At 68.0% G+C, this 12,849-nt stretch carries 11 protein-coding genes and 1 CRISPR repeat array; of the genes, 5 read left to right on the top strand and 6 right to left on the bottom strand.

From position 1 onward, the window contains the following. Positions 1-6 precede the first annotated feature (6 nt). Positions 7-620: direct repeats of the CRISPR family, unit length 25 nt; unit sequence GTCCTCATCGCCCCTGCGAGGGGTC. A gap of 24 nt (positions 621-644) precedes the next feature. Together AMA02S_RS45175 and AMA02S_RS32985 are read left to right on the top strand one after the other, a co-directional pair. Continuing rightward, positions 645-1,217 carry a hypothetical protein gene (locus AMA02S_RS45175; RefSeq protein WP_369688419.1) on the top strand — a complete coding sequence of 191 codons (573 nt, stop codon included), beginning with the start codon at positions 645-647 and terminating at the stop codon, positions 1,215-1,217. 171 nt (positions 1,218-1,388) lie between these two features. Then, the gene (locus tag AMA02S_RS32985) at positions 1,389-2,237 is read left to right on the top strand and encodes a GNAT family N-acetyltransferase (RefSeq protein ID WP_067466525.1); all 849 of its coding nucleotides are present in this window, start codon (positions 1,389-1,391) and stop codon (positions 2,235-2,237) included. A gap of 38 nt (positions 2,238-2,275) precedes the next feature. Here the strand turns inward: AMA02S_RS32985 and AMA02S_RS32980 are convergent, their stop codons facing one another. Next, positions 2,276-2,920 (bottom strand): TetR/AcrR family transcriptional regulator, encoded by a 645-nt coding sequence (locus AMA02S_RS32980; RefSeq protein WP_067466522.1) that lies wholly within the window; start codon positions 2,918-2,920, stop codon positions 2,276-2,278. Between the two features lie 49 nt (positions 2,921-2,969). On the opposite strand from AMA02S_RS32980, the gene AMA02S_RS32975 reads away from it, so the two are divergent. Then, positions 2,970-3,461, top strand: a complete 492-nt coding sequence (locus AMA02S_RS32975; protein ID WP_067466519.1) for a VOC family protein — start codon at positions 2,970-2,972, stop codon at positions 3,459-3,461. 158 nt (positions 3,462-3,619) lie between these two features. Here AMA02S_RS32975 and AMA02S_RS32970 read toward each other — a convergent pair whose 3' ends face one another. The 5 genes from AMA02S_RS32970 to AMA02S_RS32950 all read right to left on the bottom strand — a co-directional run bounded on the left by AMA02S_RS32970 (position 3,620) and on the right by AMA02S_RS32950 (position 10,041). Then, the gene (locus AMA02S_RS32970; protein ID WP_067466516.1) at positions 3,620-5,902 is read right to left on the bottom strand and encodes an NACHT domain-containing protein; all 2,283 of its coding nucleotides are present in this window, start codon (positions 5,900-5,902) and stop codon (positions 3,620-3,622) included. A 352-nt stretch (positions 5,903-6,254) separates the two neighbouring features. After that, positions 6,255-7,049 carry a hypothetical protein gene (locus AMA02S_RS32965; RefSeq protein WP_067466513.1) on the bottom strand — a complete coding sequence of 265 codons (795 nt, stop codon included), beginning with the start codon at positions 7,047-7,049 and terminating at the stop codon, positions 6,255-6,257. A 1-nt stretch (position 7,050) separates the two neighbouring features. Continuing rightward, entirely contained in the window at positions 7,051-7,614 is a 564-nt protein-coding gene (locus AMA02S_RS32960; RefSeq protein WP_067466510.1) for a papain-like cysteine protease family protein, read from the bottom strand. Between the two features lie 301 nt (positions 7,615-7,915). Continuing rightward, entirely contained in the window at positions 7,916-9,091 is a 1,176-nt protein-coding gene (locus tag AMA02S_RS32955) for an MFS transporter (protein WP_169806941.1), read from the bottom strand. Between the two features lie 35 nt (positions 9,092-9,126). Continuing rightward, on the bottom strand, positions 9,127-10,041 hold the full coding sequence (locus AMA02S_RS32950) for an aKG-HExxH-type peptide beta-hydroxylase (protein WP_067466504.1): 915 nt from the start codon (positions 10,039-10,041) through the stop codon (positions 9,127-9,129). A 665-nt stretch (positions 10,042-10,706) separates the two neighbouring features. Between AMA02S_RS32950 and AMA02S_RS32945 the strand changes: the two genes are divergently transcribed. Then, positions 10,707-11,417, top strand: a complete 711-nt coding sequence (locus AMA02S_RS32945) for an AfsR/SARP family transcriptional regulator (protein WP_169806940.1) — start codon at positions 10,707-10,709, stop codon at positions 11,415-11,417. A 215-nt stretch (positions 11,418-11,632) separates the two neighbouring features. Beyond that, positions 11,633-12,631: an AraC-like ligand-binding domain-containing protein gene (locus AMA02S_RS32940; RefSeq protein ID WP_067466499.1), complete on the top strand. Its 999-nt coding sequence runs from the start codon at positions 11,633-11,635 to the stop codon at positions 12,629-12,631. Positions 12,632-12,849 lie beyond the last annotated feature (218 nt).

Below are 12,849 nucleotides of genomic sequence, written 5' to 3'. Positions count from 1 at the left end.
CCTGGAGTCCTCATCGCCCCTGCGAGGGGTCGCAACTACGCGAGCAGGTAGTCAACGTAGTCCGGGTTGACGTCCTCATCGCCCCTGCGAGGGGTCGCAACCTGCACAACTGTGTAGTCTCACTGGTTGTAACTGGTCCTCATCGCCCCTGCGAGGGGTCTCAACGAGGATTCCTAGGGGCGGCGAAGGCCGCTCCGTCAACGTCCTCATCGCCCCTGCGAGGGGTCGCAACTGCGCGAACGCCTGGTTGAGGCGGGTGTACTCGGCGTCCTCATCGCCCCTGCGGGGGGTCGCAACGCGTGCGTGCTGACGCCGAACCCTGGGCCAGAGGTGTCCTCATCGCCCCTGCGAGGGGTCGCAACCGGGCATCAGAGGTCCGGGTCTGGGCGCTTGGCTGGGTCCTCATCGCCCCTGCGAGGGGTCGCAACCCAATGAACACGTCTGTTCCGTGCGTCGGCACTGCGGGTCCTCATCGCCCCTGCGAGGGGTCGCAACCGCTGCTGCCCGGCCTGGCCGCGGCTGCCGTTCAGGTCCTCATCGCCCCTGCGAGGGGTCACAACGAGGGCGGTCTGATGGCGGTGGGCGGATGGGCGCGGTCCTCATCGCCCCTGCGAGGGGTCGCAACATGGCGCGGGTCGGGTCATCTGGGTGAGCTGACCCAGATCGTGCCGTTCGAGATGGTCGATGAGGTGTTGGCGTCCACGGGTCGCACCCAGGCGCAGGTCCGGGGGCTGCCCCGCGGGTGGTGGTGTATCTGCTGCTGGCGGCCGGGTTGTTTGAGAGGTTGGGGTATCGGCAGGTGTAGGCCCGGCTGGTCGCGGGGCTGGACGGGCAGGGGCCGGTGCCCTCGTCATCGGCGCTGGCGCAGGCCCGCCTCCGGGTCGGGGCCGAGCCCTTCAAGGTGTTGTTGGCGCCCTGCGTGCCGCCCGCGATCAGATCGTCCATGCCGCCGGGATCATCGCCCAAACCCCCGTCGACCTGGTCAGCCGCATCGGCCGTGCCGTCCTGGCCGACCCCCTGCCCGCCCGCCGCGACCGCAACTACCCCCGCATCGTCAAACGAGCGGTCTCCAAACACCGGGCAAAAGGCCAGGTAGACCACACCAACCACCAGACAATCCTCACCGTCGTCGACCAACCCGGGTCGACAAACGCCCAGGCACCTTAACTACCCGGCATTGGCGGTTAGGGGACCGGGAAGCGGGACGGGATCGTTAGTTGGCAGCGGTGGGTGGTGGGGTTGTGTGTGCAGCCATGCGCATGGTTCCCCGTAGGGGGTACTACACCAGGCCAGTAGAGCGGGCGGCCTGGGACGCAGTTTGGCTCGTGCGGCCTCCAGGTCGGCGCCGTGGGCCGCAGCCGTTCCGGACGCCGGGCTAATCTTTGCGAATGAACGCCGATCGATCGCCCCTCTTCTGCGACGCCGCTCTGGCCGAGCGCATCGAGCGGGTCGAGGCGCAGCTCATCGCCAAGGCCAGCGAGGCCACGCACCGGCGCAGGGCGGACACGGTGGGATTCGTGATCCCTATCGCCGGTGGTGTGGCGAGTTTCGCCGAAGAGGGCTCGCCGTCCAACAAGGTCGCGGGACTCGGCCTCGACGGCGTACCGAGCGCGGCCGCCCTCGACGAGATCGAACGGGCCTTCGCCGCCTGCGGCACCCCAGTGCAGGTCGAGCTCGCCCACCTCGCCGACCCCGCGATCGGCGCTCTCTTGACCGAACGCGGCTATCGGCTCATATCTTTCGAGAACGTGCTCGGACTTGCCCTCAGCGGTGAGCCTGAGCGAGTCACCCCACCCGGGATCGAGGTCCGGCCGAGCGGCGACGACGAGTTCGAAGCGTGGCTCGACGTCGTGGTCGATGGCTTTGCCCACCCCGAGGAGCAAGGGGTGCCCTCGCACGAAGAGTTCCCGCGCGAAGTCCTCGCGAACGCCGTACGCGATTTCGCGACGGCCGGCGTCATGCGCTATGTCGCGCTGTACGACGGGATCATCGTCGGCGGTGCCAGCTACCGCATGGCAGAGGGCGTCGCGCAACTCACCGGCGCGGCGACCGCACCCGCGCACCGCCGCCGGGGCGTCCAGACCGCGCTGCTCTCGGCCCGGCTCGCCGACGCCGCGGCCGCCGACTGCGACATCGCCGTCGTCACCACGCAGCCGGGGTCCAAGTCTCAGCAGAACGTGCAGCGTCGGGGCTTCGATCTGCTCTACACCCGCGCCATTTTGGTCAAGAATCCCTGAGCCAACCGGGATACCGGCGCTCGTCCAGAGGTTGCCCGTCAGGTGATGGCGGCGCAGAGCGTGGTGAAGCTGGTGATCAGCCAGCGTTCGTAGGCGTCCAGGGTCCAGCCGTGCATGTGGCGGGCCAGCAGGTAGGTCTCGGCGTGGACGAGCAGGGCGCCGGTGTCGGTCAGCCAGGTCATGTCCGCACCGGGGGGAAGGAGACCGTCGTCGGCCATCTTGGTCCAGAAGGCGGCGATGTTGTCGCGCGTGGCCTCACGACCTGCCTGGGCGGCGGCGGCCAGATCCGGTTCGGTCGCGGCCGCCTGTAGCGCGACGGCCAGCAGATCACCCACGCGGCCCATCATCTGGCGGCTCCCCCCAGCCAGGGCGGCAATGCGTTCGGCGGCGGTGGGCGCGGTACCGGCACGGACGAACCAGTCGCGCTCGTGCACGGCCACCCGCGCGGTGTCCCCGGCGAAAGCGACGTCGACGGCGCGTTTGAGCAATGCGGCCTTGGTGCCGAATCGCACGTACACGGTGCGCGTGCCCACTGCGGCGTGAGCGGCGACCGCGGTCAGGGTGGTGCCGGTATAGCCGTCGCGGACGAACAGTTCGGTGGCCGCACGCAGGATCTTGCCCTCCGTCTCGGCGACACGGGCGGCGCGCAGGTTGGCGGGAAGGTTGTTGACGGGGTCGGACATATATTGCAGTATAACTGCAAGAATGCAGTGACACTGCAAGGAGATCACGATGGACGACACCACCGCCACCGCCCCCCACCTGGACGGTGTTCACCACCTCAAGCTTCCGGTGTCGGACCTGGCTCGCTCACTGGAGTGGTACCGTTCCCGGCTGGGCTATGAGGTCGAGATCGAGTTCGTCGAGAAGGGCGTGCTCATGGGGTACGCGCTACGCCATCCGGTGGGCGGGCCGATGCTGGCCCTGCGTCTGGACCCGCAGCGCGCGGCGGCCGCGGCCGGTTTCGACTACTTCGCCATCGGCGTCCCAGGCGAGGCCGCCCTCCGCGACCTCGCCGCCCGGCTGACCGCCCTCGGCGAGTCGCACGCGGGGGTTCACTTCGCCACCATCGGCTGGATCCTGCCCGAGCTGCATGACCCCGACGGCCACGAGGTCCGCTTCTACACCACTGTCCACCACACCGACCCCGGCCCGTCCGGGATGCGCGTCGAGGACCCTCGCGAGACCGCCCTGCGCCGGGAGCGGGCCGAAAGCGACGCTTGATGCCGCCCGGATCCGGTAGGCGCCACACGGACCGGCACGTTTCGAGCTTGGCAGCTGGCCCTGAGGATTCTCGGGACGCGCGATCCCTCGCCTCCGTCCACCGGTCCGAAGAACGATTCTGGATACGACACTGGCCAGCCTCCAGGCCACTCCGGGGCTCAGGTTGCGGGACTCGCGGAATCTCTGTCGCCGCGTTTCCTGAGTGCCGCGGAAGGAGCGTCCCCGGTGGCCGGCGGACGGGCCTTGACGCGGGCCCGGCGTCTGGGGGAAGGGGCCTTGGGGAGTGGGGCCAGGTACTCCTGGAGTTCGCTGTGGCGGAATTGGTAGGCGACGCCGGCCACCCGTAGGAGGCCGGCCGCGTAGGCCCATTCCAGGAAGCCTCCCAGTGCCCAGGGGAGGGGCCGCTCGTGCCATCGACGGGTGGCCAGGAGCAGGCCCAAGTAGCGGGTTCCCGCGACACCGAAGATGCTGAGCCCGAACAGCAGCCCTTCGGACATGCCGAGGCCGTAGCCGACGTTGTCGTTCCCAAGGAATTCGAGCACGCAGCCGAAGGCCGCGCCGATGGCGATTCCCACCGCCAGGTCGGCCTGGGCGGTCGCGCGTGACCTCTCCCGGATGGGGCCGGAGCTGATGGTGTGCAGAAAGTTCGCCGTCATCAGGATGGCCGTCGCCGCCAGGATCTCCTTTCCACCCACGATCAGCCAGGTCACGAAGCCGCCTATGCCCGAGCTGATCGTCCAACTGAGGGAGGACAAGGTGGGGAGTGACTTTCTGGGGTCACCACCGAACCAGCGCAAGTGGAAGCGTTTAGGCTCGGGCCATTTCCGTCCGAAGGGGTAGAGAGCGCAGATCGCCCCCACACCAGCGGGGTAGTAGAGATCCTTTTTGATGTCCTGACCGCTCCACTGGAGGAATCCGGCCAGGAAGCCTGCGGCGAGGATCAGCAGGAGAATGGCCGCCGCCTTCTTGCGGGCGTCCCACCAGGCGAGTGGCCAGAGTTCGTGCATGACGAATTCGGTGCTGGACAATCGCTTTCCGTCGACCTCGTAACCTGGCCGTGCGTTGTCCCGGAGGAATTCCGCGAGGGAGGTGAGCCAGCGCTCGACCTTCTTCTCAGACGCTCCGTGTGGAGGAGGGTTGGCGGCGACGATCGCCGGGATGTAGAGGCTGAGAAGATGGTCGCGGACGTCCAGATCGGGTGCGGTCAACTCGTCCGGATGGCGCAGGTAGCCCTCACCGTCCGGAGCCGGCTCCTCGTAGACCGATACGGCGAGGTTGAGCCGCCACGGGGTTGACAGCTCCCTGGTCAGACGCCCTTTTCGCTTGGTGGCTTCGAGGACGGCGTCCCATCGGCTCAGATCGACCACCCGGCGGCGCAGGAACTCGGTTCGCTTGGTCTGGGTGACGGGCACCAGTTCCACCTGGGCGGCGTACTTGACCCAGAAACGGGTCGCCTCCAGTGCGGTGTACTCCTTGGTGCGGCAGGTCAGGATGACCGCGCCCTTGCCGGCCGCGTGCTGGTAGTCGTTGATCGACTGCATGACCCTGCCGGCGCGGGACGGGAAGCCCTCCTCCCGGTCCATCTCGTCCAAACCGTCGATCACCGGGAGGATCCGCCGGGCGCCGACGAGCGCCCTCGCCCGGTGCGCCGGGACATTGAACACCGTGCGGAGGTGCCGGACGAGGTAGTCCTCCATCGACCAGCCCTCCAAGGATTCGGCGGCCATCCGGACCGGGACGGCATCCCCGGGCGCGTACTCGCCGAGCAGGTCCAGGACGATCTGGAGCGCGAGGACGGTCTTGCCGGAGCCGCCCTCGCCCGTGATGACCATCCGGCGGGGCCGCAGGGCGCGGTAGTACTCGACCACCTGCCGCAGGCTGCTGCGGGGACCGGCCCCCTCCGCATCGTGTGAACGTGCCGGCCGGAAGCGGAAGTCGAGGTCGATGGCGAGATCGTCCTCGCCTAGGAGGCGGCGCCGGGCCAGCTGCTCGCTCTGGAGCACGGACCGGGCCAACACGGCCGCGGTGTCCTCCTCGACCCGGGTCAACGGCAGGGGACGCGGCTCGTCCCTCGGCTGGGGGACGGCCCGGTCGGGGACCGGCCGACCCGACGGCGCGGCGGTGCCGCGCGGCCGCCCGCCGCGGTTCTTGCCACGTTCCCGCTCGGCGGCTCTACGACGGCTCTCCCACCACTCCAGCGGACGGGTGGGCTCTCCCGCCAACTCCTGGAGAGCGTTGATGAGAGCGTCGAAGACCTTGGTGCGGGACGGCACACTCTTGCCTGACAGCCATTCCCCCAGCGAAGTGGGCGACAACACCAGTCCAGGCTGCCTGGCCGCCACCCTGGCCTTGAGCTGCCCGGAGCTGGGAGAACCCGCCCGTTCGTAGAGTTCGGACAAAGCGTCCGCGAAAAGCTGCGCCGCACCGTCGTCGTCACTCACGGCCGCCCCTTCCTGACTGCTACGACCATGGTGTCAGGAAGGGGCCCTCGAACAGGGGTTGAGCCTAGATTCCGGCGATGAGTCGCGCGATGGTCAGAACGACCCCTACGACTTGTACATAGGGAATCCATTCGTGACGGCTGAGATGAACGATCTTGACGTACTCGATGATTCTCATGGCGCCATTGCGCGTCTTACGCCGGGTTTCCGGCGATCGACCGTAGCGCACTCAATGGCCCCTGAGCTGCGCGAACATCGCCCAAGGCTCTTTACGGGGCCTTTGCGGACCACGTGCGTACCCCGGGGGGCGGGTTCCGGGACGGCGCGGTTCCCGGAACCCGCTGGGAGGCGGCTAGTTGCTACCCGAGGTGCGGCGTCGCCGTGCCATGACGACGCCCGCGGCGGTCACCATGGCGCCCGCGCCGAGCGCGAGCAGCATGGGCGCCGGGCCCCGGTCCGACGTCCGATCACTGACGCCGGTCGTGGGCGAATAGCCGCCGAGCTTCCCGGAGCGCTGGTACGCGGAGCCAGGGAGCTTGTCGGCGTAGCGGCCGTGCACGAGCTTCTGGTACGACCCGACCGTCACGCCCTTGGCGACGGACGTCTTGGCGGTGTCGTTCAGAGCCGTCACGCGGCCGTCCTTGAGCCGGTACCAGGCGTGGATCTGCGGCTCGGTGAACACCATGCCGCCGTCCGCCTTCGCCGGGTACACGGCCTCGTCGGAGCCGGAGATCACATTCATGACCGACCAGCTCGCGCCGGACCCGGTCAGCCACATCGTCGCGTGCTGCCCGGTCGCCGACTTCGCGCCGACGGCCATGTAGGCGAACCTCGCGGCCGGGGCGTTCGGCGTCCCCTTCACGAACTCGGGGTTGAGGGAGTACACGCGGTGGACGTCACCCTCCAGCTTCGGCGCCTTCGCCGCTATCGCCGCCGGGGTGACGGGCTGGTTGGTGAGCTGACCACGCTGGTGCTGGTCGAGGTGAACGAAGAACCGTCCGAGCCACTGCTGAGCCGCTGCGGACGAGGCGACCTTCTGCGCGGCGGCCTCGTCCGAGGGCGGTCCCGCGGCCAGTGCCGCGCCGCCGCCCATGAGGACCGTTCCGTTGATCAGGGTCGCCGCGGTGACCTTCGCCATGGTTCGCATGTCACGCCCCTACCTTCGACAGGGCCTCGCCCCAGCGGAACTCGCCATTGCTCATGTAGCTGCGGTGGTTCATCTCGCCGTACCTGGGGCTGTAGGGCCACGGGTCGCCGTAGGAGAGGACCTGGCCCTGGTAGCCGTAGATCACCTGGGCGTGGCCGCCGCCCGCCGTCCAGTAGATGCCGGTCTCGATCGGGCGCTGCCCGTCGATCTCGGCGGACACTGCCTGGAACGACAGCGGTCCGGTCACCTGACCGGCCGAGAGTCCGAGCTGCCGGAACGCCGTCTGGTCCCACTCCAGTTCGCCGGGCTCGTTCGGGCAGTCGCTGCCCTGCGGGAGGTTCCGCGCGAGGTTGCAGAAGTCGTTCTGGCTGACGTCACCCTTGCCGTGGAACTTGGCGATGGTCAGCCCGCTGGCGGCCCAGCACCACTGATCCTGCTCCTGAACCTCTTGATCGATCTGGAGTACGCCTGCCGAGGCGACCCCGGACGACACCGCGAAGGTGGCGGCCACTGCCGCGACACCGGCTGCGAACCGCCGACGCGCGGGACGGGTACGCGTTCTCATTCGCTTCCGCCCTTCTCTTGGCTGGCCCTGCGGGCCTCTCGCCTGGGCACGGGGCGCGGACGTCCTCCGGTCGGATGGGAGCACTGGCCGTCGGGGGACGAGTCGCACACCTCGTGGGTCGCTTCGAATGCCGGGGAGCTTTCTGGGCGGGGAGCCCCGGGCGAGAGGCCGAAGGATCGCCACTACAGTCTCATTTGCGACAAAGCACAGGTAATGCCAGCAGGCGATAACTGGGGCCTATGTCCCTGTTGCCGCAGGTCAAGCAGGGGGCGATGACGTACAGGCCCCCGAGAAGGGCGCCTCAGGCTTGCCGGAAGGGTCGGGCGCCGAGCGCCGCGATGCCGATGGCGGTGAGGAGAAGCCCGTCCACCAAGGCGATCGTGGCGGGTCCGACCGTCTCGGCCAGCCCGCCGGATCCGACGAACGTCGTGATGACGCTGAGGTTCTGGGCGATGGCCATGGTGGCGGTGGTCCGGGACAGGTGCGATGGCGGCGACGCATTGATCACAAGCGGGGTGAGGTGGGTGGCGGCGACCCCGTAGCCCAATCCGCCCGCGGACGCCGCGACGATCGCGAGGGCCAGGTTCGGCGTCAGGGCGATGCCCACGACGCCCACGCCCATGATGACGATTCCCGCCGCCGAGGTGGGGCCGAGACGATTCAGCGCCCCGCGACGCGAGACCAGCGCCGCGACGATGAAGAAGGCCACGCTCTGGGCGGCCAGGATCCAGCCGACGGCGGTCGCCTCCCATTCGTGCATGCGCACGAGCAGCGGGATCAGGAGGGGTCCCACGGGCGCGAAGAAGGCCGCCGTCGCGGCCATGACGAGCAACGACGGCCGCAGCAGCGGGTCCCGCGCCGCGAGCCGGATCCCGCTGCGGACGTCCTGCCTCAGGCTCGTTGGCCGCTCAGCAGGTGCGGGCGTGAAGTCCGGCCGGACGGACAGGAGCGCGATGACGACCACGGCGAAGGCCGCGGCGTCGATGAGCGCCGCCGACGCGAGTCCTCCGGCGGCGGCCAGCACACCGCCCAGCGGCGCTCCCGCGAATGCGGCGATCTGTTGGCCCGCCTTCTGGGTCGCATGCGCGCGCGGTAGCTGGTCCTGATTCACGAGCCTGCGCACCATCGAGCTTGAAGCCGGGAGATGAAAGCCGTTGATGGTTCCGGCGATGGTGCTGTAGAGGACCAGCAACGGTACAGAGGTGCCCACAAGAGCGGCGATGGCGGAAAGGCTCAGCGCCACCGACACCATCGCCGCCAACGTAATGATCATGACACGGCGTGGACCCACCCGGTCCGCGACGGCTCCACCGATGAGCAGGAGGATCATCTGTGGGAGTACGCCGCAGGCCAGTACCAATCCCGCGGCGACACCGCCATGTGCGGTCGCCGTCCACTGGAGGGCGACGGTGAAGGCGACGTTTCCCGCTGTGGCGATCAGAGTGCCGCAGAACCATTTCTTGTAATCGCGGGGCAATGGCTCTTTGACAGCCGTCGCGGACCGGGTGAGAGTCACGACCGTGCTGGTGCCGGATCGGGCTGGATGCTCGCCACCAGGACGCGGCCGGCCTCCGTCAGCGGAAGCTCGGCACTGACGATGGCGTGCGCGGCGGCCAGGTCCTCACGCGCCTGGGCGGCCCTTTCGGGAACGGCATGCTCACCCAGGCGGGCATGCCACTCGCACAACCGTGCCAGGACGAAGAGCTGATGGAGCAGGCCCGCCGCGGGGCGTGGATCCTCCCGTAGCGGGGTGGGGTACAGGCGACCACCGTCGTCGTCCAGGCAGGTCGTGCTGGCGAGAATGCCGTTCAGGCGCACATGGGAGGATTCATGAATGATCTCCTCCGCCAGTTTGATCGGCCAGGACAGGTCGGCCGCCTGGAGGGCGATCAGCCCGTGCGTGTAGATGTCGGCGAACCCGATCGCCCTCCCCGCGGTGAAGAACGTCAGGCAGGACACGGTGGCCGCCATCTCCTCGAGCATCGCCGGCCAGTGCTCGCTGATCAGCCGGTGCGCCGCGCGGAGGGGATCGTCGCAGTCCAGGTCCTCCGGGTGATGAAAGACGATCGTCTCGATGTCACCGACCCGCCGCGCGTCGTCGACGTGCCGGCGCACGGTGCCCGCCATCACCTTCGGATCCAGCGGGACGAGATCGATAGCGAAGGATCCGTCCGCCGCGGCCTGCACCGCTCGGCCGCGGCTCTCGGTGACGGCGCGGACCATGGCCTGCTCGGACAGGGCGGGAGAGGCGCCGCTCTTTCCGGCGTAGGCGATCGAACACGTCACAGGATGAACGAAGTCCCCATCGAGATCGTGTTCGACCGGCTCACCGCCGTAGAGTTCCGCTAGTTGCGAGCCAAGGAAACGGGAGAGCGCGGCACGTTCGAGCCGCGCCCTCACCGAATCGGGCTGCCAATGCAGCTCCATCAGATTCCTTAGGCGCCGAACACCGTGCCGTCCCGCTGCTGCGAGAGCGGGATCTCCGGAAGGGTGACCACGGTGAGCTTGTCCATCTGCTTCCCCTATCTACTGGGCAATGGCCGGTCGCCGTTGCCGTCACAAAAGAAGTATCAGGGCGCAGTTTCATATCGGCTTCACATCTGCGTCATGCGAGCTCACCACCGTGCCGGCGGAGCGACAGCGGACACCGACGGCTGGTGGACCGCGCGTACAGGACGCCACGCACCGTTTTAGTTGTGGCCAAAAGGTCTAGCGTGATCCAGTTTGGCTCACGCACTCTTGATTCATCAAGTGCATCCGAAATCGGGTGACCGGGATCGACGAGGGCAGGACGGAGAGCGGACCGCGAGGTCGTTCGAGCGGAGGCGGCAGTCCCGACGCCACCATCCGCAGACCTCGCGCACGAACTGCCGTCCAGATCTCGGGAGTGAATGGCCAAGTTTTTCTGACCGCGTTTCCATCGGGTGATTTCGATCGCCATTCCAGCGTCACGGCGGGGTGTTCCGTGTATCTGAATGTCGAACAGTTGAAAATTCAAGAAGCGAGTCGCAGGGGAACGAGACATGCATGACGGGGAGACGGGGGTCCCATCCGATGATGAACCGGGGAACCGGTCGCGAGGGGTGATCTCGGTGAACTTGCTGGGGCCACTCCAGGTCTCGGTGAACGAGAACCGGGTTCCGGTGACGGCGGGCAGGCTGTGCGCCCTGCTGGCCGTTCTGGCCATGTCGCCGGGACGCACCGTTACTGTCGATCACCTGGCCACGGCACTGTGGGCGGACGAGGACCCGCCCGGCAACATCCGGCGCAGCGTGCAGACGTATGTCGCGCGTCTGCGAAACGCGCTCGGCGCATGGGCCATCGGTACTGAGCCGACCGGGTACGTCCTTCACGCCGATCCGGAGGACATCGACATCCTGCAGTTCGCCCGGCTCGTCGCTGAATCTGCGGCACCGAATGCCGTGGTGGAGCGGGCGCGGCTCGCGAAGGCACTGGACCTGTGGCGTGGCATGCCGTTCGAAGGAGTGCCGTGCGCCTCACTGAAGGCGTCGGAGGTTCCCTGGCTGCTCGAAAGCTACCTGACCGCATTAGAACGCCGGATCGACCTGGACATCTCTGTCGGCCGCCACGATGGGCTGGTCGTCGAGCTGAGCCGGCTGACCGCGCGCCATCCCTTGCGGGAGTCGCTGTGGGCACGCCTCCTCATCACCCTGGAGAAATCGGGCCGCCGTGCCGACGCACTGGCGCGCTACGAGGCCATCCGCTCCCGTATCGCCACTGAACTGGGCACAGACCCCGACCCCGTACTACAGCAGATCCACGCAGACCTGCTGGTCCGGTGACACGAACGCCGATCACCTGGGCCCACACCGCCCCACTAGCCCCACCGTCACGTTGATTTCTGCGGGCGGGATGGGGTTAATGCCAGCGAGTCCCTTTCACATCGGCACGGCGCCGGCGTGCCCGGGTTCCTCATCCCGCCACCTTGATGGACTTTCGCGAGCGGACGCCGAGTTGGAACTCATGTCCGGCGAGGGTCTGAAGACGGGACAGGTAAATGGAGACAGTGGACATCACATGGCCGCGGCCGGCAGGTGAGCGGTTCTCCTCCTGGCTGGAAGACATCTCGCAAACGGTGCTTCCCGTGAGGGTTCGCAGTGATGGCGCGGGCCTCACCCGGGCGAGGGTTCGGATGGTGCAGTTGGGGGAAGTTCGGGTGTCGTCCCTGGCCTTACCCGCGATGGAAGCCCAGCGCACCCCCAAGTTGATCCGGCGCAGCGACCCCGAGCTGTTCGAACTCCTGCTTCAGGGGCAAAGCACAGGACAGTTCAGCCAGCATGGCCTCACCGCCGTTGCGGAGCCGTCGGACATGGTGCTGCTCGACAGCTCACACCCGTTCCACAACATCGTCGGCGACAGTCGCACGGGCGCCGTCGGCGCGATCGTCCTGTTCCCCCGCAAGCTGCTGCCGCTGCCGGACAACACGACCAGCAAGCTGGTGATGACCGCGTTGCCCGGCAGTACAGGAGTCGGCGCGCTGGTCACCAGCCATGTGCAGCATCTGATCAAGCATTCCGATCACTACCGTCCCGCTGACGCCGGCCGCCTGGCGGCCGTCACCGTGGACCTGATCGCGGCGATGCTCGCCCACCACCTCGGCGAGGGCCGGACTCTGCCCGAACACACCCAGCGGCATGCGTTGCTGGCCAGCGTCCACGCCTTCATCGACCAGCACCTGGCCGACCCCGAGCTGTCGCCACAGACCATCGCGGACGCCCACCACATCTCGCTGCGGACCCTGCACCGCCTTTTCCAAGGCCAGGACGCCACGGTCGCCGGCCACATCCGCACTCGCAGACTCCAACGTTGCAAACGCGACCTGCGCGATCCGCTGCTCGCCGGCCAGACCATCGGTACCATCGCCGCACGCTGGGGATTCACCTACGCCGCGCACTTCACCCGCGCCTTCCACAACGCCTACGGGCTCACCCCCAACGACTACCGCGAGACCAACCCCATGACGGACGGCGCGCATCGTCAAACGGGTCGGCGCTGACCGGTAACACCTGGACAAGGAAGATCTTTAGCGTTTATGCAGAGATAGGGCAAAGCGGCCTGTCGGGGCTATCGCCAACGTCCGTCGCTGAACGCCAACGTCCGTCGCTGAACGTCAGGGTCCAATTTGAATGAAGTTCCGCGCATAAGGCCAAAATTGCAATCGGTGGAGCGCCGGAGTTCGCCGTGGTCACTGCCGGCGCCCCGGCCGCCGGCGTC

Origin of the sequence: Actinomadura macra NBRC 14102 (genome assembly GCF_001552215.1) — a bacterium.
In the GTDB taxonomy this organism is placed as follows: domain Bacteria; phylum Actinomycetota; class Actinomycetes; order Streptosporangiales; family Streptosporangiaceae; genus Spirillospora; species Spirillospora macra.
The sequence above is the reverse complement of the archived record's forward strand: the minus strand, read 5'-3'. Positions and strand labels throughout refer to the sequence as shown.

Excerpts from the sequence above, each read along its gene's own strand:
- AMA02S_RS32960 (WP_067466510.1), bottom strand. The coding sequence starts at position 7,614 with ATGAGAACGCGTACCCGTCCCGCGCGTCGGCGGTTCGCAGCCGGTGTC.
- AMA02S_RS32985 (WP_067466525.1), top strand. The coding sequence starts at position 1,389 with ATGAACGCCGATCGATCGCCCCTCTTCTGCGACGCCGCTCTGGCCGAG.
- AMA02S_RS32965 (WP_067466513.1), bottom strand. The coding sequence starts at position 7,049 with ATGCGAACCATGGCGAAGGTCACCGCGGCGACCCTGATCAACGGAACG.
- AMA02S_RS32940 (WP_067466499.1), top strand. The coding sequence starts at position 11,633 with ATGGAGACAGTGGACATCACATGGCCGCGGCCGGCAGGTGAGCGGTTC.
- AMA02S_RS32950 (WP_067466504.1), bottom strand. The coding sequence starts at position 10,041 with ATGGAGCTGCATTGGCAGCCCGATTCGGTGAGGGCGCGGCTCGAACGT.
- AMA02S_RS32980 (WP_067466522.1), bottom strand. The coding sequence starts at position 2,920 with ATGTCCGACCCCGTCAACAACCTTCCCGCCAACCTGCGCGCCGCCCGT.
- AMA02S_RS32975 (WP_067466519.1), top strand. The coding sequence starts at position 2,970 with ATGGACGACACCACCGCCACCGCCCCCCACCTGGACGGTGTTCACCAC.